The organism is Caulobacter sp. AVps16, from assembly GCF_058681455.1.
Map to the genome: position 1 here is coordinate 674,209 of NZ_CM178739.1, position 20,055 is coordinate 694,263.

The following is a 20,055-nucleotide window of genomic DNA, read 5'->3' on the forward strand; positions in this document are numbered from 1 at the left end:
TATCAGGTGCCGTAGATGATCGAGATCGTCTCGGCCACGCAGGCCGGGCGGTCTTCGCCCTCGATCTCGATCGTGCATTCGTTCTTCATCTGCAGTCCGCCGGCCTTGGCTTCGACACTGAGAAGCTTCTGGCGCATGCGAACGCGCTTGCCGACCCGGACCATGCCCGTGAAGCGGACCTTGTCGCAGCCATAGTTGATGCCACGGGTCACGCCGGTCACTCGCAGGATGCCAGCGCCCAGCAGGGGGATCAGCGACAGGGTCAGATAGCCGTGAGCGATCGGGCCGCCGATCTCGCGGGTGGCGCGCTCGACATCGACATGGATCCACTGGTGGTCACCGGTGGCCTCGGCAAACTGGTTGACCCGCTCCTGACTGACCTCAACCCAGTCCGAAACGCCGATCTCCTGACCGACCAGGCCGGCGACATCCCCATAGGCGACTTCTTTCATGGCGTTCTCCCAAACGTCTTGTAGGTAAACAGTTGTTTGATTGATCCCATGGTCGGGCCCTTTGGGCAAGGTCGCCCCGAAGGCATGCGGCGCGCCTACGGCCGGGTCGGGTGATGGGATCTCGGCCGCTGCGCCTGTGTCAAATGGACACAGTCAGTATGGGCCAGGATTGGACGACGCCTTGAAAGGTCTCGCTTACTGCCAGGGTGAAGTAAACATCCATTAACATAAACAATAACTTAATCTATAACATCGCGTTAAGGTTTGGACGTTTTTGAACTACTGAAATGTGACGGTGGGATGAGTGGCCTGAATTTACTGATATATCGAGGTTAGCGGAAATTTACACTTTGATCGACCGATCTGAAAACTGATCGGATTGGATCATTGAAGGGGTTTCATTCAAAAGGTGGCATGCGCCTTGCGAAGTTCCATTCGCCGAATGTCGGCTAAAATGGAGAAACCAGATGAACCGCACTATGCTATTCGCCGTCGCCACCCTGATGGTCGCCGGTACTGCCCAAGCTCAAACGATCAACAACGGACAGACCAACAGCTCCAACATTCGCGCTAAGCTCAACGCGACTGTTTCTGATGTTCAGGACAAGGTTGCTTTGACTTCGGCCGGTATCGGCAACAGCGTCACGCTGGAAGGCACGACCGCCAACGCCATCAACAATACGCAGCGCTTCTTTGGCGATGTTTCGGCCGAACTGAACGCTACTGTCAACGGCGTTGGCAAGACTGTCGATGTGACCTCGGCAGCCATCGCCAATACGGCTTCGGTCAAGGCTGACTGGGTCGGTGTTGTGAACAATGTTCAATACGCCAACTACGATCCGACCGCCGTCCTCAACGCCACCCTGAACAACATCAGCGGCGAAGTGAATGCGACCGCTGCCGCGATCAGCAACACGGCCACCATCGAAACTGATCTGGGCCAGGTCAACTCGACCCAGATCAACTATGCCGCCGTCAACGCCACCGCCAATACGACCATCCGCAATGTCAGCGACTCGGTCTCGGCGACGGCCGCTGCAATCGGCAACACCCTGTCCGTCAAGGGCTTCTAAGGCGACGAGGGACGCTCGTTGAGGCCTCACGAGCGTCCTTTTCCTCTCCCCCTGGCCCCCCTGACCCTTCATTCCCGACCCAGGACCTGACCCATGTTCAAGATGCTCAAGCCATCACTCGCCATCACCCTGCTGGTCGCGCCCTGCCATGCCGGGGCCCAGACCCTGGGCGGCGTCGGCCTCGGCAGTCTCGAAGCCGGCTATGGCAATGGCCGGGCGATGGAGGCCGAGCGCTTCAATCCATCGACGCGTGACAGCCAGGGCAACCGGATCATCAAGGACGGGATCATCCAGTCCGGCACAGGCGGCAGCCTGACCACGACCAATACCGGTTCTGCCCTCTATGGCGCGGCGTTCTTTGAAAGCGGTGCTGGCAACAGCGCGACCGCCATCGGCAATCTGGTCAATGTCACGGTCGAGGGCTCGAACAACACCATCGTGCTCAACAGCGTCCAGACCAATACGGGGTCGGTGAAGGCCACCGCCGTGCTCAATGGATCGACCTCGAAAGCCTCGGATTCGGGCCATTAGCGCCTCGGTCGCCACCTTCGGTCTCACAAGGAAAACAGCATCATGTTGATCGCTCGCGCCCTGGGGGGCATCGGCCTGTTGGCGGCGATCCTCGCCGTTTCGCCGGCCAGCCTGGCCGCCGAGTCCGGTGGGGACTATGCCCGGCCGATCGGCGATGCGCCCGCCACGCGCAATCCGACACCCTATACGCCGGCCCTGATCTGCCTGGCCCGCCAGCCGATGGCCCGACCGATGCCCCGCATCTCGGTCGGACGGATCTCGGACATGACCGGCAAGGCCGATTTCGAGACGGGAGCCAAGGTCAGTCAGGGTGCGTCGCTGTTTGCCATCACCGCCCTCGGCAAGGCCGGCTTCCCGGTGGTCGAGCGTCTCGACAATTCCGTGGCCGAGATCGAACTGAACTATGCCCGGCAGCGGCTGCTGTCCGACACGCCCGAACTCGCGGGCAGCAGCGGCGACAACTACCGGCGGATCCTGGCCGGCCAGATCGCGGGGTCGTCCTATTACATCGTCGGGGGCATCACCGAGCTGAACTACAATATTCGCTCGACCGGAGCCGATGCCCAGGTCGGCGACCGCGGACTGAACGGCGTGCGCGCCGGTGTCTCGGGTCAGACCTATGTGCTCAACATCGCCATCGACCTGCGGCTGGTCAATTCGCGCTCCCAGGAAGTGGTCGACATGGTCTCCTACCAGAAGCAGCTGGTCGGCCGGAGCCTGGACCTCGGTCTGACCGCTGGCGAGGACAAGCTCGGCGCGGCGGCATCCTATGGCCGCAGCAGCATGGAGCCCATCCAGGCGGCGGTGCGCACCCTGGTCGAGCGCGGCGTGTTCGAACTGGTCGCCGGCTTCCGCGATGGCAAGGCCAAGGCGGCTTGCCTGGATCCGGTCACCGAACCCGTCGGGCCAACCCTGCCGGCCTATGCCGCCCAACGCACCCCGCAAGCTCAACAAGGAACCTGGTGATGATGTGCGGCGAGACCTCGAACGCCTCTACCCTGAAGACGGGCCTGGTCGCTGCTGTTGTCAGCCTGATGCTGGCCGGCTGCGCTTCGACCAGCGCCGACAAGGTCACCGGCCTCTATGCCAAGCCGATCGGTGACGCCCCGGCCACCGCCAATCCGACTCCCTATTCGGAAGCCCTGGCCTGTCTGGCCAACCAGGCTTCAGCCACGGGCCGCGCCTCGCCCCGGGTCGCCGTCGGGGCCATTTCCGACCTGACCGGCAAGCGTGACTTCACCACCGGTGCCAAGATCAGCCAGGGCGCGTCGCTCTTTGCGCTCAGCGCCCTGGGCAAGGCCGGGTTGAGGTTGGTCGAGCGGGCCGATCGCGGCATCTCCGACACGGAGTTGGCCTATGCCCAGAAGCACACCCTGTCGGATAGCCCAGAAAAGGCCGGTACGGACCCCGAGAACTACCGCCCGATCTATGCCGGTCAGATCGCCGGGTCGGATTTCTACATCGTCGGGGGGCTGACGGAACTGAACTACAATATCCGCTCGACGGGCGTGGACGCGCGCGGTGGTGACCGGGGTGCCGAGGGCCTGAAAGGCTCCCTGACGGGCAGCACCTATGTGATCAATATCGCCATCGACATGCGGATGGTCGACTCCCGGTCCCAGGAGATCATCGACATCACCTCCTATCAGAAGCAGGTCATCGGCCGCGAGATCAAGCCCGGCGTTTTTGACTTCCTGAACGGCAATGTCATCGACATCTCCGGCGGCAAGAGCGAGCTGGAGCCGATGCAACTGGCGGCCCGCACCCTGGTCGAGCGCAGCATCTATGACTTCGCGAGCACCCTTTGGCAGGTCCAGCCGACCGCCTGCCTCGACGAGTCAGCCGACGGCAGCAAACGCCGCACGACCCAACGCCTTCAGAGCGCTCAGGCTCCCGCACCGACGGCCGTGACCCGCAAGGCCACCGTGCCGCCCGTGGCCCCCGCCGCGCCGGTCTATAATGGCCCCTATCTGGATCGTGCGCGCTGGCTGGCCCCCGACCGCGGTGCCTCTGCTGCCCGCCCCTAGGTTTTGGCCCAGTAGGCATCCCGGATCAGCCGCTTGTAGAGCTTGCCGGTGGCATGCCTCGGCAGTTCCTGCATGAAGTCGATCCGCCGGGGTGACTTCACATGGCTGAGATTGGCGCGGGCGAAGGCCATCAGTTCTTCGCTGAGCGCCGTGTGGTCCTCAGCCCAGGCCAGGGGCTGGATCACCGCCACGACCTTTTCGCCCATCTCCTCGCACGGGGCCCCGACCACGGCGGCGTCGGCCACCTTGGGGTGGGTGATCAGCAGGTTTTCGATCTCCTGCGGATAGATGTTCACCCCGCCGGAGATGATCATGAAGCTCTTGCGGTCGGTGAGGTAGAGATAGCCCTCCTCGTCGGCCCAGCCCACATCGCCCAGGGTCGTCCAGCCGTGCTGGTTATAGCTTTCGGCGGTCTTTTCCGGGGCATTGTGATAGGCGACGGCCGGTCCATTGGCGAAATAGACCGCGCCCTCGGTGCGGGGGGGGACGGGGTTGCCGTCCTCGTCGCAGATGCGCAGCTCGCCCAGCACGGCCTGGCCGACCGAGCCCTTGTGGGTCAGCCAGTTCTCGGAATTGATCCAGCAGAAGCCGTTACCCTCGGTGCCGGCATAGTATTCGAAGATGACTGGCCCCCACCAGGCGATCATCTGTTCCTTGACCGGGACCGGGCAGGGCGCAGCGGCGTGGACGGCCGATTTCATCGACGAGACGTCGTATCTGGCGCGGACCTCTTCGGGGAGCTTGAGCATCCGCACGAAGTGGGTCGGCACGAACTGGCCGCAGCTGACCCTGTGCTTTTCGATCAGGGCCAGGGCGGCTTCGGGGTCGAACTTTTCCATCACGATGACGGTGCCGCCCAGCTTGTGGACGCTCATGCACCAGCGCAGCGGCGCTGCATGATAGAGCGGGGCCGGGGACAGGTAGATGCTGTCACCGGAGAAGCCGAACAGGCCCTGGGCCATCATCTGCAAGGCGTTGGGCTGATCGATCGGACCGCCGTTCAGGGCAGGTTTGACGCCCTTGGGCCGGCCGGTCGTGCCGGACGAATACAGCATGTCCGAACCGGCGCTTTCGTCGGCAACCGGCGTTGCCGGCATGGCGGCGCGGGCCGCCTCGAAGTCGGCATAGGCCCCATGGGCACCGCCGACCGTGAACAGCGTCAGTCCCGGAACCAGGGCGGGAATCTCATCGATCAGCGGGGCCATGGCCGTCGAGGTAATGAACACCTGGGCCCCGCAGTCCTGCAGGATGTACTGCGTCTCGGCGGCGGTCAGCTTGGTCGAGACACAGACATAGTAGAGCCCAGCGCGCTGGGCGGCCCAGGCGATTTCAAAGAAGCGGGCATTGTTCTCCATCAGGATGGCAATGACGTCGCCGCCCTGCAGTCCCAGGCTGCGGAACAGTTGCGCCCCCTGGTTCGAGCGGGCGTCCAGTTGGCCGTAGGTTACGACCTCTGCGGAGCCCGCCATGATGTAGGCCGGCTTGTCCGGCTGGGTCTGTGCGTGGAGATAGGGATGCATATGCTCGGTGTCCCTAGGCCGCGACCGGAGTCTTGGCGTCCTGCAGGATCATGGCGGATCCCTTTTCGCCGATCATGATGGCGGGCGCATTGGTGTTGCCCGAGATCAGGCGCGGCATGATCGAGGCATCGACCACCCGCAGACCGTCCACGCCGCGAACCCGCAGTTGGGCGTCGACCACGGCCATTGGGCCGCTGCCCATCGCGCAGGTGCCGACCGGATGGTAGAGGGTTGAGCCCGAGGCGCGGGCATATTCCAGCAGCATCTCGTCGGTCTCGAAACCCGGACCCGGGTTCATCTCCTGCTCGACATATTTGGCGATGGCCGGCTGCTCGCCGATCTTGCGGGCCCATTTCAGGCCGGCAATCGCGACCTCCTGGTCGAGGGGATCGGCCAGATAGTTGGCGACAATGGCCGGATATTCTGACGGATCCGCCGACTTGATATGGATGTGTCCGCGGCTTTCCGGGCGCAGCTGGCAGGGGGCGATGGTCATGCCCGGCGCGTCTTCCAGCTCCATCTTCTGTTCGTTGAACAGCTTTTCCAGATCCATGGTGGCCGGCAGGATGTGGAACTGGATATCCGGCCCAGCCAGATCGGGGCGGGACTTGCAGAACGCCGCCACATGGGCGGCCGACAGGGTCAGCAGGCCCTTGCGGAACAGCACATATTTGAGCGCTTGGCCCGCCAGTTGGGCGCCCTTGCTCATGGCGTTGATCGACGGCGCGCCGGTCTTCAGGCGGTAGCGCACGCCCGTCAGATAATGATCCTGCAGGTTTTCGCCGACACCCGGCAGGTCACTGACGACCGCGATCCCCCGCTGACGCAGAAGCTCGCCATTGCCGATGCCTGAAAGCTCCAGAAGCTGGGGCGAGTTGATCGCGCCGCCGGCCAGGATCACCTCGGCGCGGGCCTTGGCCGTGCGCTTGACGCCGTTCTGGACGAACTCGACGCCCGCAGCGCGCTTGCCTTCGAAAATCACCCGGCTGGCCAGGGCATTGGTCTCGACCTGCAGGTTGGGGCGCTTCATGGCCGGATGCAGGTAAGCCACGGCGGCCGAACAGCGCGCGCCGTTCTTCTGGGTCACCTGATACCAGGTGGCCCCTTCCTGATCCTTGCCGTTGAGGTCGGCATAGCGCGGGATCCCGGCCTGGTCGCAGGCTTCGATCAGGGCATCGGAGATCACGTTGCCATCGCGCATGTCGGCGACATTCAGGGGGCCGCCCGTGGCGTGAAGCTCGCAGCCGCCGCGCTCCTGGTTCTCGGCCTTGCGGAACCAGGGCAGGACATCGTCCCAGGCCCAGCCTTCGCAGCCGAGTTGCCGCCAGCCGTCATAGTCAGCCTGCTGTCCGCGGACATAGAGCATGGCATTGATCGAGGAGGAGCCCCCCAGAACCTTGCCGCGCGGCCAGACATGCGAGCGACCACCGGTGCTGGGGTCGGGCTCGGTCGTGTAGAGCCAGTTGACCTTCGGATCCTTCAGGGTCTGGGCATAGCCGACCGGAATATGAATCATCAGGTTGGAGGCGAACTGGGAGAGATTCCTGGTCGGCCGGTCGTCGCCGCCGGCTTCCAGCAGCAGCACCTTGAAGCGCCCGTTCTCTGACAGCCTTGCAGCCAGCACGCATCCGGCCGAACCGGCACCCACGACGATATAGTCCGCCTCGATGATCGCGCTCATCGTTTCCTCCCAAGGGCGCGCTTGAGCGCGCACCATTTTTTGTGTTTCGAGCGCCTGCTTTTGCAAGAGCTCGGAGCCGCCCGCCTGTACCCGCGTGATCGGCGTTAACTCACAATGCGCAGGTCTGGCCAGAACGCAAAGCCTCACCTTGCGTCAGTTGCCGTCGCGGCGCCGTTGGCCCGGGGCCATTCACCACTATCTTGTATCCACAGAACGATGTTCCCGGGAGATTGAAGCGTGGATCTGATCAGCCAGACAGTGGTGGACGGCAAGGCCGGCCCCGGAGCGGGAACGACCTATCCGACCCTGCCAGATGTCGATCTCGCCGACATCTTCCGCTTCACCAAGGGTCAGCCCTTCGCCGACTATGCCCGTCTGCGGGCCGAGGCCCCGGTGATGTGGCACGCCGAGCCCTATGGTGGCCCGGGCTTCTGGGCCGTGACGCGGCATGAGGACGTCATGTCCGTCAATGGCGACCCGACCACCTATTCCTCGCAGCGGGGCGGCATCCTGATGTCGATGGGCCCGCCCGAGAAGCGCCACGCCCTCCTGTTCCGGGCGTCCATGGATACGATGATCAATCTCGACGCGCCGCATCACCTGCAGCTGCGTCGCGAGCACATGCCCTATTTCACACCGTCCTATCTGCGCGGCATCACCGAGGCCGTGAAGGGCGAGGTCACGCGCCTGCTCGACGCCATGGAGCCCCTGCTGGCGGACGGGCAGACCATCGACATGGTCGAGCATTTCTCGAGCGTGCTGCCGCTGTTCACCCTGTGCGAAATCCTCGGCGTTCCGCCGGAGGACCGTCCGCGCTTCCTGAAGTGGATGCACTATCTGGAGCGGGCCCAGGACCTGGCCGTGCAGCAGGCCGCCGCGCCGATCACCCCGACGCTTGAGCTGATGCAGTTCGTCATGGACTTCAACAACAACGTCGAGGAGATGTTCGACTACGGCAGGATGATGCTGCTCAAGCGTCGCGAGGATCCCAAGAACGACCTGATGAGCGCCATCGCCCGGGCCCAGGTCGACGGAGCCCTGCTGGCCGACGAGTATCTGGACGGGTCGTGGCTGCTGATCGTCTTCGCCGGCAATGACACCACGCGCAACACCCTCTCGGGCGCGATGAAGCTGCTGACCGAGTTTCCCGACCAGAAGCAGCTGCTGATCGACAATCCAGGCCTGATGGGCGGCGCGGTCGACGAGTTCATCCGCATGGTCAGCCCGGTGATCTATATGCGCCGGACGGCCACGGCCGATGTCGAGCTGAACGGTCAGATGATCCGTGAGGGCGAGAAGGTCATCATGTACTACGGCGCGGCCAACCGCGATCCGGAGGTCTTCCCTGAGCCCGACCAGCTGGATGTCCGTCGGCCCAATGCCGGCAAGCATATCGCCTTCGGCTATGGCCCCCATACCTGCATCGGCAAGCGCGTGGCCCAGATCCAGCTGGAAGAAGCCTATCGCCAGATCCTGGCCCGCTTCCCCGACCTGGTTGCTACAGGCGAGATGGAGATTGCGCCCAACAACTTCGTCCACGCGATCAGCAAGCTGATGGTGAAGCGGGGGTAGGGTCTAGACCCGATCTCCCCGGCGAAAGCCGGGGCCCAGACCGAGCCCGCGAGCGTCGGAGATTTCTGACCGGCTCGTAGGCGCATCATCCCCAGCCTCTCTGGATGAATCTGGGCCCCGGCCTTCGCCGGGGAGATCGGATGATGGATGATTGCCCTCAATTCATACGCATGTTTGACTGCCTGAAAATCAGGAGGAGCCCCCATGTCGCAACCCACCTTCGAGACCCTGCTCTACGACGTCGAGGACGGGATCGCGACGATCACCCTTAACCGGCCCGAGCGGATGAACGCCTTCACCGCCCGGATGATGAAAGACCTGATCGAGGTGTTCGACGTCACCGACGCCGACGATGACGTGAAGGTGGTGATCGTCACCGGGGCAGGCCGGGCCTTCTGCGCCGGGGCGGATCTGGGGGCCGGCGGGGCGACCTTTGATCGTACCTCGCCCCAGGCTCTGGAGCGGGAAGAGGGCAAGGTCGGCGACATCTATCGCGACGGTGGCGGACGCTGCACCCTGCGCATGTATGACAGCCTCAAGCCGATCATTGCCGCCGTAAACGGTGCAGCCGTGGGCGTGGGCGTCACCATGCAGCTGCCGATGGACATCCGGCTGGCCTCGACCGACGCCAAGTTCGGCTTCGTGTTCGCGCGTCGGGGGATCAATCCGGAAGCGGCCTCATCCTGGTTCCTGCCGCGCCTGGTCGGCATGCAGACGGCGCTGGAGTGGTGCTATACGGGGCGGGTCTTCGGGGCCCAGGAAGCGCTCGATCGCGGTCTGGTCCGCTCGCTGCACGCGCCTGAGGACCTGCTGCCCGCCGCCCGGGCCCTGGCGCGCGAGATCGCCGACAACAGCGCGCCGGTCTCGGTGGCCCTGACGCGTCAGCTGTTGTGGCGGATGGCCGGTGCCGACCACCCGATGGAAGCCCACAAGGCCGACAGCCGGGCGATCCAGGCCCGTGGGGCCGCTGCCGATGCCAAGGAGGGCGTCACGTCGTTTCTGGAGAAGCGGTCGCCGGTCTATCCGGACAAGGTCTCGACCGACCTGCCGGACATCTGGCCGGCCTGGGGCTCGCACCCCTTCAGCTGACGGCGTGCGGGAACGGTTGGGCGTCATTGTGCCGCGTTCGTCGAACCGTTCCGCTCATCGGACGTTAAGGACGATCTGATCAGTTCAGGTTGACGGCGGATCGACCGTCAGGATGACCATGAGCGAACCTGCGCCAACTGCCCCTTACCAACCCGCCGAGGCCCCCAAGCCTCGGGCCAGGTCGCGTGCGGCTCTGCTCAAGCGCCTGGCTGATGTGGTTTGTCTGCCGGCCAGTCGCGTCAACGCCTTTGAACGCGCGATGACCGCCGACCTTCTGGTCGAGATGCTGCGCGATGCGGTGGTCGAGGAGCGCGAAAAGGTCGCCCGCCGTCTGGCTACCCTCGTTGAAATGCCCGGAACCCTGGTCCGGCTGTTGCTGCGCGATGAGATCTCTGTGGCACGGGCGCTGCTCGAGAATTCCCCGACCCTGGGTGACGCCGATCTGATCGATTGTGTGCGTCACGCCACGCTCGAGCACCGGCGCATGATCGCCCAGCGCCGTGGCGTTGCGGAAATGGTTTCCGATGCCCTGGTCGAGTCTGGTGAGGCCTCGGTGGTCGAGGTCCTCCTGCGCAATGAGCTGGGGCGGCTGGGCCATCAGACCGTCGAGACGGTCGTGGCCATGTCGCGCGACAATCCTCGCCTGTTGCCGCTGCTTCTTCGCCGGCCCGAGCTGCGCCCCAGCCACGCCTATGTGATGTTCTGGTGGGCGGATGCCGATGCGCGCAAGCTGATCCTGCAGCGTTTCGCGGTGTCGCGGGAGATCCTGCAGGACGCCGTTGGCGACCTGTTCGCCATCGCCTCGGAGGAGGGTTGGCAGGACCCGATGTCGCGCAAGGCGCTGCAGTTCATCGAGCGTCGACAGCGCAATCGTGCCGCCATCGCCAAGAGCCCGTTTGACAGCCTCGACGATGCAGTGGCCGCCGCCCAGACGGGCCTGACCCGGGACGTGGCCGAGGAAATCTCCTACCTGTCGGGTCTGAAGCCCATGACCGGGGCCAAGATCTTCACCGATCCGGGCGGTGAGCCCCTGGCGATCCTGTGCAAGGCGACCGGTCTGCCGCGCGCCGCCGTACGGGCCCTGTGGCGTGGCCTGCGCCGGCCCGAAACCGACTCGACCGGTGCCCTGGTCCCGGCGCTTGAGCGGGTCATGGCAGTCTTTGACATGATTGCCGTGGATCGCGCCCAGACCGTGCTGCGCTATTGGAACTGGTCGCTGTCCTCCGCCCTGACGCCGGCCCTGCTCAAGGCCATCCGCGAAGGCGACGAGGCGGCCGTGGACGAATATTCGGTGCCACAGCGTGCCGCTATGCTGGCCCTGTCGCGCGATTTCGGGCGCTAAATCAAATATCGCTGAACGCATTCGTCCAGAGTTTGCCGGGACTTGAGGAGATCAGTCCCGCAGTTCGGTTTGAACGGATGTTTCAATCTGTATTCTTGGGGCCGGGTTATTGCCGCAAGAGGCTATAATCTATATCCACGCGATGTCTGGTTCCAGGAATCAGCAAAGAACAAACAAATCGCGACGGGCTAGGCAAAATGGACGACCAATCGGACCTCCTCGACATGACGGCCGGCATTGTCTCGGCTTATGTCGGCAACAACACCGTGGCCGCGAACGATGTTCCGGCCTTGATCCGTCAGGTTCATGTCGCCCTGTCGGCGATCGGCACCCCGGCCGAGGCCGAACCGATGGCCTCACGCGAGCCCGCCGTTCCCGTCAAGCGCTCGATTGCGCCGGATCATCTCGTCTGTCTGGAGGACGGTCGCAAGTTCAAGTCGCTCAAGCGTCACCTGCGCACCAAGTACGACATGAGCCCTGAAGAGTACCGGGCCAAGTGGAACCTCCCCAAGGACTACCCCATGGTCGCGCCCAACTATGCCAAGGCGCGTTCGGAACTCGCCAAGTCGATGGGTCTGGGCCAAGGCGGCCGCAAGCCGCCGCGTGGCGCGAAATAGCCGAGTCGGATCAAGCGCTTGCCGGCCTGGTAACCTGACGTTTTCGCCGCCCGCCCTCTGAGCCAGAGGGCGGGCGGTTCGCTTGCAGGTTGACACTTCACCGAAATATTGGCTGGCGATGCTGTTTTCACTTGCCCGCGATTCGTTCCTTAAGCGATAGTGAATCGTCGTGATTCCAACGGCTTGTTAAGGAATCTGAAGATGAACGCGCAGTTGAGCGCATCGGCCTCCGCGGCCCGCGCTCACCAGGAGATGTTCGCCTATTGGGCGTCACTCCGACGGGGGGCAGCCCTCCCGGCGCGTGCGGACCTGAATCCGCTCGGCATCAAGCGCATGCTGCCGACAGTCAGCCTGATCGACGTGGTCAATGAGCCGCGGGACTATCGCCTGCGTCTGGCCGGCACCGGTCTCTATGGCGTCTATGGTCGCGAGATCACCGGCAAGGGTTTGTCTGACGTCTATAATGCTGCAGCCACCGACTACTGGCGCAAAGAACTGGACAAGGTCGTCGACGGTCGCCGCCCGGGCGTGGGCGTCCACAGCATGGCCTGGCGCGGAGCTCCGCACATGTCGATCCTGTGGCTGCGTCTGCCCCTGGCCAGCAACGGCAAGGACGTCGACATGATCCTGGGCTACGACGCGGTGATCGGCTCGGCGTCGGATCACGGGTTCAGCGGAATCCGCGCGGCCTGAGCCGGATCGCGACGCTTTCCCCTGTGTTCCCGGGGCGCGGGCAGTAGGCCTTCACCCCTCCAGAAACGCCTCGACTTCGCGCTTGCTGGGCATCGACGGGGCCGCACCCGATTTCTGAACCGAAAGGGCGGCGGCGGCATTGGCCAGTTCGACCGCCTCGCGCAGATCCATGCTGATCGCCAGGGCCGAAGCCAGGGCCCCGCAGAAGCAGTCGCCGGCTCCGGTGGTGTCTATGGCCTTGACCTTGCGACCTTCGATCAGGAAGGCCTCGTCGCGACGGATGCAGGCCACGCCTGCTGCGCCGAGGGTGACAATCACGATCTGGTCGGGACGGCTCATCAGCTTGCGGGAAGCCCGTGACACCTCTTCCAGCTTGGCCGGCTCAGCGTCGAGCTTGGCATAGGTCGCCAGTTCGGTCTGGTTGAGGATCAGGATGTCGGTCAGGGGGAACAGGGCGGCACCCTGTGGCAGGGCGGGTGCGGCATTGAGGATGCGGAGGGCCCCCTTGGCGGCTCCGGCCCGGAACAGGGCCTCAATGGCCTGGGCCGGCGATTCCAGCTGGCTGAGCAGGACGCGCTGACCTTCCAGGGCCGTTGCGGCGACATGTTGCGGTGTAACGGCGGCATTGGCACCGCTGGTGACAACGATCATGTTCTCGCCGCCGGACCCGACCCAGACATGGGCCTGGCCGGTCGGAGTGCCTTTCAGCTCGAAGACATCACTGACCTGCACCCCATATCCCGCCAGGGTAGCCTTGAGGTTTGGACCGCTGTCCTCCTTGCCGACCGCGCCCATCAGCCGGGTCGGGGCACCCATGCGCGCCGCGGCGACGGCCTGATTGGCCCCCTTGCCGCCGGGAAACAGTTCCAGCGAGAGGCCGGCCACCGTCTCGCCCGGGCGCGGCAGATCGTCGACCCGTGCCACGGCGTCCAGATTGATGGAGCCCAGGACAAATACGCTCATAACTCAGTCCCTAACCGCCAGCGCCACGCTGGAAACTCTCGACAAGACTGCCAGCAACGAGTCGCCAGCCATCGACCAGAACGAAGAAGATCAGCTTGAACGGCAGGCTGATCGTGGCCGGTGGGAGCATCATCATACCCATGCTCATCAGCACACTGGCCACGACCAGATCGATGACCAGGAACGGGATGAACAGCAGGAAGCCGATCGTGAAGGCCTTCTTCAGTTCCGAGATCATGAAGGCCGGGGTCACGACCTTGAGCGGGGTGTCCGCGGCGGTCTTGGGCGTGGGGATCTTCGACAGGCGCACGAACAGGGCTAGGTCCTCGCGATCGACCTGTCGGAGCATGAACGTCTTGACCGGCCCGGAAGCGGCCTCGAAGGCCTCGGGCAGCTCCATCTGCTTGTCCAGCAGGGGCTTGACGCCCAGATCGTATGACCGCTCGAAGGTCGGTCCCATGACGATGGCCGTCAGGAACAGGGCCAGGCTGATGATCACCGGATTGGGCGGGCTCTGCTGTACGCCGATGGCAGTGCGCAGCAGGCCCAGCACCACAACGATACGGACGAACGAGGTGGTCATGATCACGATCGACGGTGCCAGGGACAGCACCGTCAGCAGGCCGACCATCTGGACGACACGTTCGGACAGGCCGGCCCCGGTGCCGAGGTTCACATTGATCGCAGACTGGGCGAGGGCGGCGGCCGGCATCACGGCGGTGGCAAAGGCTGCCAGCACGGAAATCAGGGCGGCTCGCCGCAGGTCCTGCGGCTGCGCTCCTGTGATGGCTTTGATCAGGCTGCGCATCAGGCGACAGGCTCCGGGGTCGGCGCTGCGGGGGCGGGCGGTACAGGCACAGGGCGTGGGCCCCAATCCAGAAGCTTGCCTTCACCCAGAAGCATCAGGCGTTCTTCGCCGTCGAGGCTGAAGATCACCAGGCGGCGTGTCGGGTCCAGGACGAGGCTCTCGACCACGCGCATGCGGCGGACCTGGTGGGCGCTGACCAGTCGTGTCAGGGCGTCCGGACCGAACCGGCGCAGGGCATAGGCCGCCAGGCCGATCAGGCCCAGGGTTACGGCCAGTGCGGCGATAGCGCGGATGAATTCGACGATGTTCATGGCGCCTGGATCAACCAACGCTGCGAGACAAGATGGCGCAGGGCAAATGCCCCGCCACCAGTGGTTAGCCCGCGGCTCCTTAATGGCCGATTAACCCTGTTTCTTCACCATGATCGCATGGGACCCGATGACATTCCTCTTTTCGGCATGCTCAAGAGCCGGCTCGGCTATCTGTCCGAGCGGCAGAAGGTCATTGCCCAGAACGTGGCCAATGCCAGCACGCCCGGCTATCAGCCGCGCGACCTGAAGCCTTACAGCTTTCAGGCCTCGCTGATGAACCAGAGTGCCGGCGGCCAGCCCTATCGTGGCGGCAAGGTCGTTCCGACGGGTGGAGTCTCGATGATGGCGACCTCGGCCTCGCACATGGTCGCTTCCCATGCGCCGAGCGCCTGGCGGGCCACGGCCGGTGCCGACTCGGTCACCACGCTCGATGGCAATGCCGTGAGCCTCGAGGACCAGATGCTCAAGATGTCCGACGCGCGCATGAACTATGACGCCGCGGTCGGCTTTTACCAGAAGTCCATGACCATGCTGCGGATGGCCGCACGCAAGGTTAACGGCTGAGGACGGATCAGATGCCCGAGATCAAGTCCAATTCGCTGTCGACCATGGCCGTGGCCACCTCGGCCCTGCGCGCCCAGCAGGGTCGCATGCGGGTCATTGCCGAAAACATTGCCAACGCCAACTCCACCGCCCGCACCCCTGGCGGCGATCCCTATCGTCGCCAGGTTCCGGTGTTCAAGCCGACCCGGGTCGAAGGTGCCGAAGGCGTCCAGATGCTGCGCGTCGATGAGGACCAGAGCGCCTTCAAGACCGAATATGATCCCGGCAATCCGGCCGCCGACGGCAAGGGCTATGTCAAGCTGCCCAACGTCAATTCGCTGGTCGAAGCCCTGGACATGAAGGAGGCGCAACGCGCCTACGAAGCCAATCTCAACGTCATCGAGACGGCGCGCGCCATGCAGTCGCGCACCCTCGATGTGCTGCGCAAATAGGGGCTGACCGATGATCACCGCGCTCGCTGCCGCCAAGGCCTATGCCTCGCAAGGGGCCATGTCGGTCGGCTCGATTGGCGGCGGCACGACCGCTGCCAAGGGCATGGACTTCGGCGACCTGCTGAAGTCGGCCATGACCGATGTCGCCCAGACCTCCAAGGCCGCCGAAATGAAGGTGGCCCAGCAGGTTGCCGGCAAGGCCGAACTGATCGACGTGGTCACGGCCATTTCTTCCGCCGAAGCCAGCCTCGAAACCGTGATGGCTGTCCGCGACCAGGTGATCTCGGCCTATCAGGAAATCATGCGGATGCCGATCTAGGGCGCTGGCGCGCCCTGATTCCATTCTCCCCATAGAGAGCAAAGGCCGTTCGGTACCCGGGTGCCGAACGTGGCACGAAACAAAGACGGCGCGGTCGGGTTGCCCCGGCCGCGCCGTTTCTCGTTGGGCCTAGGGCCTATTTCGCGGCGGACGAAACCGGCAGGGCCCGAGCCGGAAGAGCAACCGTCGAGGTCAGGGCAGGCGCGCGCGAGGACGCACCGACCGTCACCGCATAGTCACCGCCGGCGATCGACCAGCCATGGGCCTTGCCGTCCCAGGTCGCCAGCAGGCGCGGATCGACGGTCAGGGTCACCGAGGTGCTGGCACCGGGTGCAAGCTCGACCTTCTTGAAGCCGCCCAGACGCTGTGGGGCCTCCCAGCCGCCGGCCTTGAGAGCGAGATAGACCTGCGGCACATCCTTGCCGGCGCGGGCCCCGGTGTTCTTGACGTCGAAGCTGACCGTCAGCACGCCGTCGGCGTTCGAAGCCTTGAGATTGGAATAGGCGAACCGGGTGTAGGACAGGCCATAGCCGAACGGGAAAAGCGGTTCGTGCTTCTTCAGGTCGAACCACTTGTAGCCGACCGCTGCGCCTTCGATGCTGTAGTCGATGTCGAACAGGGCCTCGGGCGTCTTGGGGTCACCGTCCAGCTTGGGGCGGGGAAGCTGGCTGACGTCCTTGGGGAAGGTCACCGGCAGGCGTCCCGAGGCGTCGACCTCGCCGGTCAGGACGCGGGCGATCGCTTCGCCGCCATTGGTGCCCGGATACCAGGCCTGCAGAACGGCTCCAACGTCCTTCAGCCAGGGCATGACCACGGGGCCGCCGGTTTCCAGCACAACGACGGTCTGCTTGTTGGCCCCGGCGACGGCAGCGATGGTGGCGTCCTGGTCCTTGGGCAGGTTCAGGGTCCAGACATCCTCGGACTCGGTGGTCCACTGATCGGCGAAGACGATGGCCAGATCGCTGGCGGCGGCCAGCTTGGCGGCGGCAGCCGGATCCTTGCCGTCGCTGAAGCTGATCTTGGCGTTCGGGAAGCGCGCCTGCAGCGCCTTCAGGGGCGAGGAGGGATAGTAGATCACCGGGCCCGGCCAGGTCGCGGGCAGCAGGCCCTGAACGGCGCGGCCACCGGCCGGATAGACCTGCGACGAGCCACCGCCGGACAGCACCCCGACATCGGCATGAGCACCGATCACCGCGATGGTCTTCGCGGTCTTGGCCAGAGGCAGAAGGCCACCCTCGTTCTTCAGCAGGACCATGCCTTCCTCGGCATCGGCCTGGCTGACCTTGCCGTTGGCCGCCAGGTCGATCGGGGCGATCTTGACCGGGTGGTCGACCGCGCCGCTGGCGAACAGGGCGCGGGTGATACGGCGAGCCATGTCGTCGAGACGCGCGCCGCTGACGGCACCGCTGGCCAGGTCGGCCTTCAGGACCGAGCCCAGGAAGTTCTGCTTGTCGAAAGCGTCCCCGGCCGACTGCTGGTCAAGGCCGGCATTGACGGCCTTGGCCCCGGAATGGACCGCGCCCCAGTCGGACATGACATAGCCCTTATAGCCCCAGTCCTTCTTCAGGACGGTATTGAGCAGCCAGTCGCTTTCGCAGGCATAGACGCTGTTGACCCGATTATAGGCGCACATCACCGCGTGCGGATCGGACTGCTCGATGGCGAACTGGAAGGCCAGCAGGTCGGAAGTGCGGGCCTCGGCGTCGCCGATATTGGCGCTGGCCACGAACCGGCCGGTCTCCTGATTGTTCAGGGCGTAGTGCTTGATCGTCGACACGATGTGATTGGACTGGATGCCCTTGATCTGGGCCCCGACCATCGTGCCGGCCAGCAGGGGATCCTCGCCGCCATATTCGAAGTTGCGGCCATTGCGCGGCTCGCGAACCAGATTGACGCCGCCCGCCAGCATGACGTTGAAGCCGGAGTCACGGGCCTCGGAGCCGATCATGGCACCGCCCTTGAAGGCCAGGTCCGGATTCCAGGTGGCGGTGGTGGCCATGCCCGAGGGCAGGGCGGTGCGCTCGCGAAACTCCTTGGCGCTGCCCTGGGTCGCGACGCCGATACCGGCATCGGTTTCGAACTGCTCGGGAATGCCGAGTCTCGGAATGCCCTTCACATAGCCCGCCGAACCGGGAAGCGAGCCCTCGATGCGGGTGTATTTCGGCTTCATGTCGGCCCCGAAATAGCCGAACACGAGGGTCAGTTTCTCATCCTGGGTCATGGCCTTGACCACCAGGTCGGCACGACTGTCGGGGTCCAGCTTGGGGTTCAGCCAGGGCTGTTCGAGGACCGCGGCGGCCGGCTTGGACGACTGGGCCTGGGCGTTCAACGCCGTTGCCGACGCGCCGATCATCAGCGCCAGGGCGAGGCCCTGGAATGTCTGCCGGTTCATGTTTCCTCCGTTATCGTTGTTTGGGCCGCAGGCCGCTATCGGCTCGACGGCGAAGGGTTCAGGTCTTTCGTTTCGGCGGGCCGCCGGTACGGGCCGGGCCGGTCGATTCACGGGCCACGAGGCTGTACTGGGCCAGGAACGGCACGGCGGCCTTGCCGGCCACCTCATTGGCGTTCCAGGCGCTGAACGTCTGGAGGGCGCGCAGCGCCATCTGCTCGAAAGGTTGACGGATCGTGGTCAGGGTCGGCCAGATCACCCCGGCAATCGGGGCATCGTCGAAGCCGACCACAGAGATGTCGTCAGGGATGCGAAGGCCGCGACGCTGGGCCTCCATGCAGGTTGCCGCGGCCATGTCGTCATTGGCGGCGAAGATCGCCGTCGGCGGCTCGTCGATATCGAGCAGGGCCTTGGCCGCGTCGACGCCGGTCTTGAAGGTGAACTCGCCGTCGGCAATCAGCTCCGCTGCGGGACGGGGCAGCCCTCGCGCAGCATAGGCTTCGAAAAAGCCATTGCGTCGGTGCGTGCTGGCCGCGTGGTCCGGGTGGCCGGAGATGTGGCCGATCCGGGTATGGCCCAGGCTGAACAGGTGCTCGACGACCTCGCGGGCGGCGGCCCGGTCATCCATCGCAATGGCGGGAAAATGCGGGTCTGGACTGGTCGGCGAGATGAGCACGCAACGCACCTCCAGCTCGCGCATCAGTTCCTTCAGGGGACCAAAGTCGCATTCCGGCGGAAGCAGGATCATCTCGCGGACGCCACCATCGGCAACGAAGGCGCGGATGCGATCCTGCCATCCGGCGACGGGCCCATCGAACAGATCGACGGTCAGATGGCGACCCGTCTCGACACAGGCGAGCAACAGGGCGTGGTGCATCCGGGTATGGTAGCCGCCGCTGGGGTCGCCCATCAGGACCCCAACTGAGGACGAGGTCTGGGATCGCAGGCTGCGGGCTACCGCGCTGGGCTGATAGCCCAGCTCCTGCATGGCGGCACGGACCTTGTCCCGCGTCTTGGCGCTGACGCTTTCATGCTCGTTGAGCACGCGAGAGACCGTCTTGGGCGAGACATCCGCCCGTTCGGCCACATCGTGGATCGTCGCCATTTCGTTTCTTCACCCGGTTTCGCGCCTCTTGCCGGACTCCACCACAGCCGGGGCCGTGGCGGCAAGGAGACGCCTGTCATCAGCCATAGCCGACGATGTCTATCCTGTCATGTCTTTGGACAAGATCAGGTCAAATTGGGTCATTTATCAAGACATTTTTGGGACAAAAAATTCGACCTCCGCCCCGCATGCAAGCGCTGTCAGCCTCTGGGGTTCGGGGGATAATCTCGTGCTGGGCGACCTATGGGAGCGTTATCATGTAGCCTTGGTTGGGGTCTGAAATTGGTCCGAAGTGGGCCCATAGCGCCATTTTTGGCGGATTTACCGGGCTGAATGGTCATTTAACGGCCTTGCCGTGATCGGAATGGGGCGGATCGCGACCCCCTTGGTGTGCGCTGGCAGGCCTGCTGGGCCAAAATGACAACGTTGACATTCTTGTTGACTTGGGTGGGACATTTGATGATGGTTGACGTCAACCGATGACGGCGAGGGGCCGGAATCGTCAGCCCGGGCGCTGGGGGTCGCCGTCACGACGGACAATGCGGACAACGGTTCGCCGGGCCTTGAA

The 20,055-nt window shown here is 64.5% G+C and carries 20 protein-coding genes; 12 read left to right on the top strand and 8 right to left on the bottom strand.

Features of this window, described 5'->3' with window-relative positions:
• Positions 1-2 precede the first annotated feature (2 nt).
• Positions 3-452, bottom strand: coding sequence for a MaoC family dehydratase (locus ACW17U_RS03255; protein ID WP_062148273.1), 450 nt, complete (start codon positions 450-452; stop codon positions 3-5).
• 467 nt (positions 453-919) lie between these two features.
• Between ACW17U_RS03255 and ACW17U_RS03260 the strand changes: the two genes are divergently transcribed.
• From ACW17U_RS03260 to hfaB (ACW17U_RS03275), 4 genes are all read left to right on the top strand, one after another.
• The gene (locus ACW17U_RS03260; protein ID WP_492054834.1) at positions 920-1,525 is read left to right on the top strand and encodes a hypothetical protein; all 606 of its coding nucleotides are present in this window, start codon (positions 920-922) and stop codon (positions 1,523-1,525) included.
• A 93-nt stretch (positions 1,526-1,618) separates the two neighbouring features.
• Positions 1,619-2,056: a holdfast anchoring protein HfaA gene (hfaA, locus tag ACW17U_RS03265; RefSeq protein ID WP_492054835.1), complete on the top strand. Its 438-nt coding sequence runs from the start codon at positions 1,619-1,621 to the stop codon at positions 2,054-2,056.
• Positions 2,057-2,098: 42 nt separating this feature from the next.
• Complete coding sequence (hfaB, locus tag ACW17U_RS03270) at positions 2,099-3,022, top strand: holdfast anchoring protein HfaB (protein WP_492054836.1); 924 nt, start codon at positions 2,099-2,101, stop codon at positions 3,020-3,022.
• On the top strand, positions 3,022-4,083 hold the full coding sequence (gene hfaB, locus ACW17U_RS03275) for a holdfast anchoring protein HfaB (RefSeq protein ID WP_492054837.1): 1,062 nt from the start codon (positions 3,022-3,024) through the stop codon (positions 4,081-4,083). Before hfaB (ACW17U_RS03270) ends, hfaB (ACW17U_RS03275) begins: the two co-directional genes overlap by 1 nt.
• On the opposite strand, the gene ACW17U_RS03280 is transcribed toward hfaB (ACW17U_RS03275), so the two are convergent.
• Both ACW17U_RS03280 and ACW17U_RS03285 read right to left on the bottom strand, forming a co-directional pair.
• Complete coding sequence (locus ACW17U_RS03280) at positions 4,080-5,603, bottom strand: acyl-CoA synthetase (RefSeq protein WP_492054838.1); 1,524 nt, start codon at positions 5,601-5,603, stop codon at positions 4,080-4,082. The genes hfaB (ACW17U_RS03275) and ACW17U_RS03280 overlap by 4 nt on opposite strands.
• A gap of 13 nt (positions 5,604-5,616) precedes the next feature.
• Positions 5,617-7,284, bottom strand: a complete 1,668-nt coding sequence (locus ACW17U_RS03285) for a GMC family oxidoreductase (RefSeq protein WP_492054839.1) — start codon at positions 7,282-7,284, stop codon at positions 5,617-5,619.
• A gap of 237 nt (positions 7,285-7,521) precedes the next feature.
• Between ACW17U_RS03285 and ACW17U_RS03290 the strand changes: the two genes are divergently transcribed.
• The 5 genes from ACW17U_RS03290 (at position 7,522) to mopJ (ending at position 12,597) form a co-directional block, all read left to right on the top strand.
• Positions 7,522-8,856 carry a cytochrome P450 gene (locus ACW17U_RS03290; protein WP_062148254.1) on the top strand — a complete coding sequence of 445 codons (1,335 nt, stop codon included), beginning with the start codon at positions 7,522-7,524 and terminating at the stop codon, positions 8,854-8,856.
• Between the two features lie 204 nt (positions 8,857-9,060).
• Positions 9,061-9,945: a crotonase/enoyl-CoA hydratase family protein gene (locus ACW17U_RS03295; RefSeq protein WP_062148252.1), complete on the top strand. Its 885-nt coding sequence runs from the start codon at positions 9,061-9,063 to the stop codon at positions 9,943-9,945.
• A 118-nt stretch (positions 9,946-10,063) separates the two neighbouring features.
• Positions 10,064-11,287, top strand: a complete 1,224-nt coding sequence (locus ACW17U_RS03300; protein WP_492054840.1) for a DUF2336 domain-containing protein — start codon at positions 10,064-10,066, stop codon at positions 11,285-11,287.
• A 197-nt stretch (positions 11,288-11,484) separates the two neighbouring features.
• Complete coding sequence (locus ACW17U_RS03305) at positions 11,485-11,904, top strand: Ros/MucR family transcriptional regulator (protein WP_062148245.1); 420 nt, start codon at positions 11,485-11,487, stop codon at positions 11,902-11,904.
• A gap of 195 nt (positions 11,905-12,099) precedes the next feature.
• Entirely contained in the window at positions 12,100-12,597 is a 498-nt protein-coding gene (mopJ, locus tag ACW17U_RS03310; protein WP_492055784.1) for a motility/cell cycle regulatory protein MopJ, read from the top strand.
• A 51-nt stretch (positions 12,598-12,648) separates the two neighbouring features.
• On the opposite strand, the gene ACW17U_RS03315 is transcribed toward mopJ, so the two are convergent.
• Genes ACW17U_RS03315 through ACW17U_RS03325 form a run of 3 tightly spaced genes read right to left on the bottom strand, consistent with a single transcriptional unit; the run spans position 12,649 to position 14,679 of the window.
• The gene (locus ACW17U_RS03315) at positions 12,649-13,560 is read right to left on the bottom strand and encodes a ribokinase (protein WP_062148240.1); all 912 of its coding nucleotides are present in this window, start codon (positions 13,558-13,560) and stop codon (positions 12,649-12,651) included.
• 10 nt (positions 13,561-13,570) lie between these two features.
• Positions 13,571-14,368 (bottom strand): flagellar type III secretion system pore protein FliP, encoded by a 798-nt coding sequence (gene fliP / locus ACW17U_RS03320; protein WP_378108999.1) that lies wholly within the window; start codon positions 14,366-14,368, stop codon positions 13,571-13,573.
• A complete protein-coding gene (locus ACW17U_RS03325; RefSeq protein WP_062148237.1) occupies positions 14,368-14,679 on the bottom strand; it encodes a flagellar biosynthetic protein FliO in 312 nt (103 codons plus the stop codon). Before ACW17U_RS03325 ends, fliP begins: the two co-directional genes overlap by 1 nt.
• 117 nt (positions 14,680-14,796) lie before the next feature.
• Here ACW17U_RS03325 and flgB point away from each other — a divergent pair, with 117 nt between their 5' ends.
• From flgB to fliE, 3 genes are read left to right on the top strand one after another with little or no spacing between them, the layout of a single operon-like run.
• A complete protein-coding gene (gene flgB / locus ACW17U_RS03330; protein WP_492054841.1) occupies positions 14,797-15,243 on the top strand; it encodes a flagellar basal body rod protein FlgB in 447 nt (148 codons plus the stop codon).
• Positions 15,244-15,254: 11 nt separating this feature from the next.
• Positions 15,255-15,674, top strand: coding sequence for a flagellar basal body rod protein FlgC (flgC, locus tag ACW17U_RS03335; RefSeq protein ID WP_492054842.1), 420 nt, complete (start codon positions 15,255-15,257; stop codon positions 15,672-15,674).
• A 10-nt stretch (positions 15,675-15,684) separates the two neighbouring features.
• The gene (fliE, locus tag ACW17U_RS03340) at positions 15,685-15,993 is read left to right on the top strand and encodes a flagellar hook-basal body complex protein FliE (RefSeq protein WP_062148228.1); all 309 of its coding nucleotides are present in this window, start codon (positions 15,685-15,687) and stop codon (positions 15,991-15,993) included.
• Positions 15,994-16,129: 136 nt separating this feature from the next.
• Here fliE and ACW17U_RS03345 read toward each other — a convergent pair whose 3' ends face one another.
• Positions 16,130-18,385, bottom strand: coding sequence for a beta-glucosidase family protein (locus ACW17U_RS03345; protein ID WP_492054843.1), 2,256 nt, complete (start codon positions 18,383-18,385; stop codon positions 16,130-16,132).
• A gap of 58 nt (positions 18,386-18,443) precedes the next feature.
• Positions 18,444-19,487 (bottom strand): LacI family DNA-binding transcriptional regulator, encoded by a 1,044-nt coding sequence (locus tag ACW17U_RS03350; RefSeq protein ID WP_062148223.1) that lies wholly within the window; start codon positions 19,485-19,487, stop codon positions 18,444-18,446.
• Positions 19,488-20,055 lie beyond the last annotated feature (568 nt).

What these genes read in the sequence shown, in the direction of transcription:
- ACW17U_RS03300 (WP_492054840.1), top strand. Translation starts at nt 10,064, where the DNA reads ATGAGCGAACCTGCGCCAACTGCCCCTTACCAACCCGCCGAGGCCCCC.
- flgB (WP_492054841.1), top strand. Translation starts at nt 14,797, where the DNA reads ATGGGACCCGATGACATTCCTCTTTTCGGCATGCTCAAGAGCCGGCTC.
- hfaA (WP_492054835.1), top strand. Translation starts at nt 1,619, where the DNA reads ATGTTCAAGATGCTCAAGCCATCACTCGCCATCACCCTGCTGGTCGCG.
- ACW17U_RS03305 (WP_062148245.1), top strand. Translation starts at nt 11,485, where the DNA reads ATGGACGACCAATCGGACCTCCTCGACATGACGGCCGGCATTGTCTCG.
- hfaB (WP_492054836.1), top strand. Translation starts at nt 2,099, where the DNA reads ATGTTGATCGCTCGCGCCCTGGGGGGCATCGGCCTGTTGGCGGCGATC.
- hfaB (WP_492054837.1), top strand. Translation starts at nt 3,022, where the DNA reads ATGATGTGCGGCGAGACCTCGAACGCCTCTACCCTGAAGACGGGCCTG.
- ACW17U_RS03345 (WP_492054843.1), bottom strand. Translation starts at nt 18,385, where the DNA reads ATGAACCGGCAGACATTCCAGGGCCTCGCCCTGGCGCTGATGATCGGC.
- ACW17U_RS03295 (WP_062148252.1), top strand. Translation starts at nt 9,061, where the DNA reads ATGTCGCAACCCACCTTCGAGACCCTGCTCTACGACGTCGAGGACGGG.
- ACW17U_RS03280 (WP_492054838.1), bottom strand. Translation starts at nt 5,603, where the DNA reads ATGCATCCCTATCTCCACGCACAGACCCAGCCGGACAAGCCGGCCTAC.
- ACW17U_RS03325 (WP_062148237.1), bottom strand. Translation starts at nt 14,679, where the DNA reads ATGAACATCGTCGAATTCATCCGCGCTATCGCCGCACTGGCCGTAACC.
- ACW17U_RS03260 (WP_492054834.1), top strand. Translation starts at nt 920, where the DNA reads ATGAACCGCACTATGCTATTCGCCGTCGCCACCCTGATGGTCGCCGGT.
- fliP (WP_378108999.1), bottom strand. Translation starts at nt 14,368, where the DNA reads ATGCGCAGCCTGATCAAAGCCATCACAGGAGCGCAGCCGCAGGACCTG.
- ACW17U_RS03285 (WP_492054839.1), bottom strand. Translation starts at nt 7,284, where the DNA reads ATGAGCGCGATCATCGAGGCGGACTATATCGTCGTGGGTGCCGGTTCG.
- ACW17U_RS03315 (WP_062148240.1), bottom strand. Translation starts at nt 13,560, where the DNA reads ATGAGCGTATTTGTCCTGGGCTCCATCAATCTGGACGCCGTGGCACGG.
- ACW17U_RS03350 (WP_062148223.1), bottom strand. Translation starts at nt 19,487, where the DNA reads ATGGCGACGATCCACGATGTGGCCGAACGGGCGGATGTCTCGCCCAAG.
- ACW17U_RS03255 (WP_062148273.1), bottom strand. Translation starts at nt 452, where the DNA reads ATGAAAGAAGTCGCCTATGGGGATGTCGCCGGCCTGGTCGGTCAGGAG.
- fliE (WP_062148228.1), top strand. Translation starts at nt 15,685, where the DNA reads ATGATCACCGCGCTCGCTGCCGCCAAGGCCTATGCCTCGCAAGGGGCC.
- flgC (WP_492054842.1), top strand. Translation starts at nt 15,255, where the DNA reads ATGCCCGAGATCAAGTCCAATTCGCTGTCGACCATGGCCGTGGCCACC.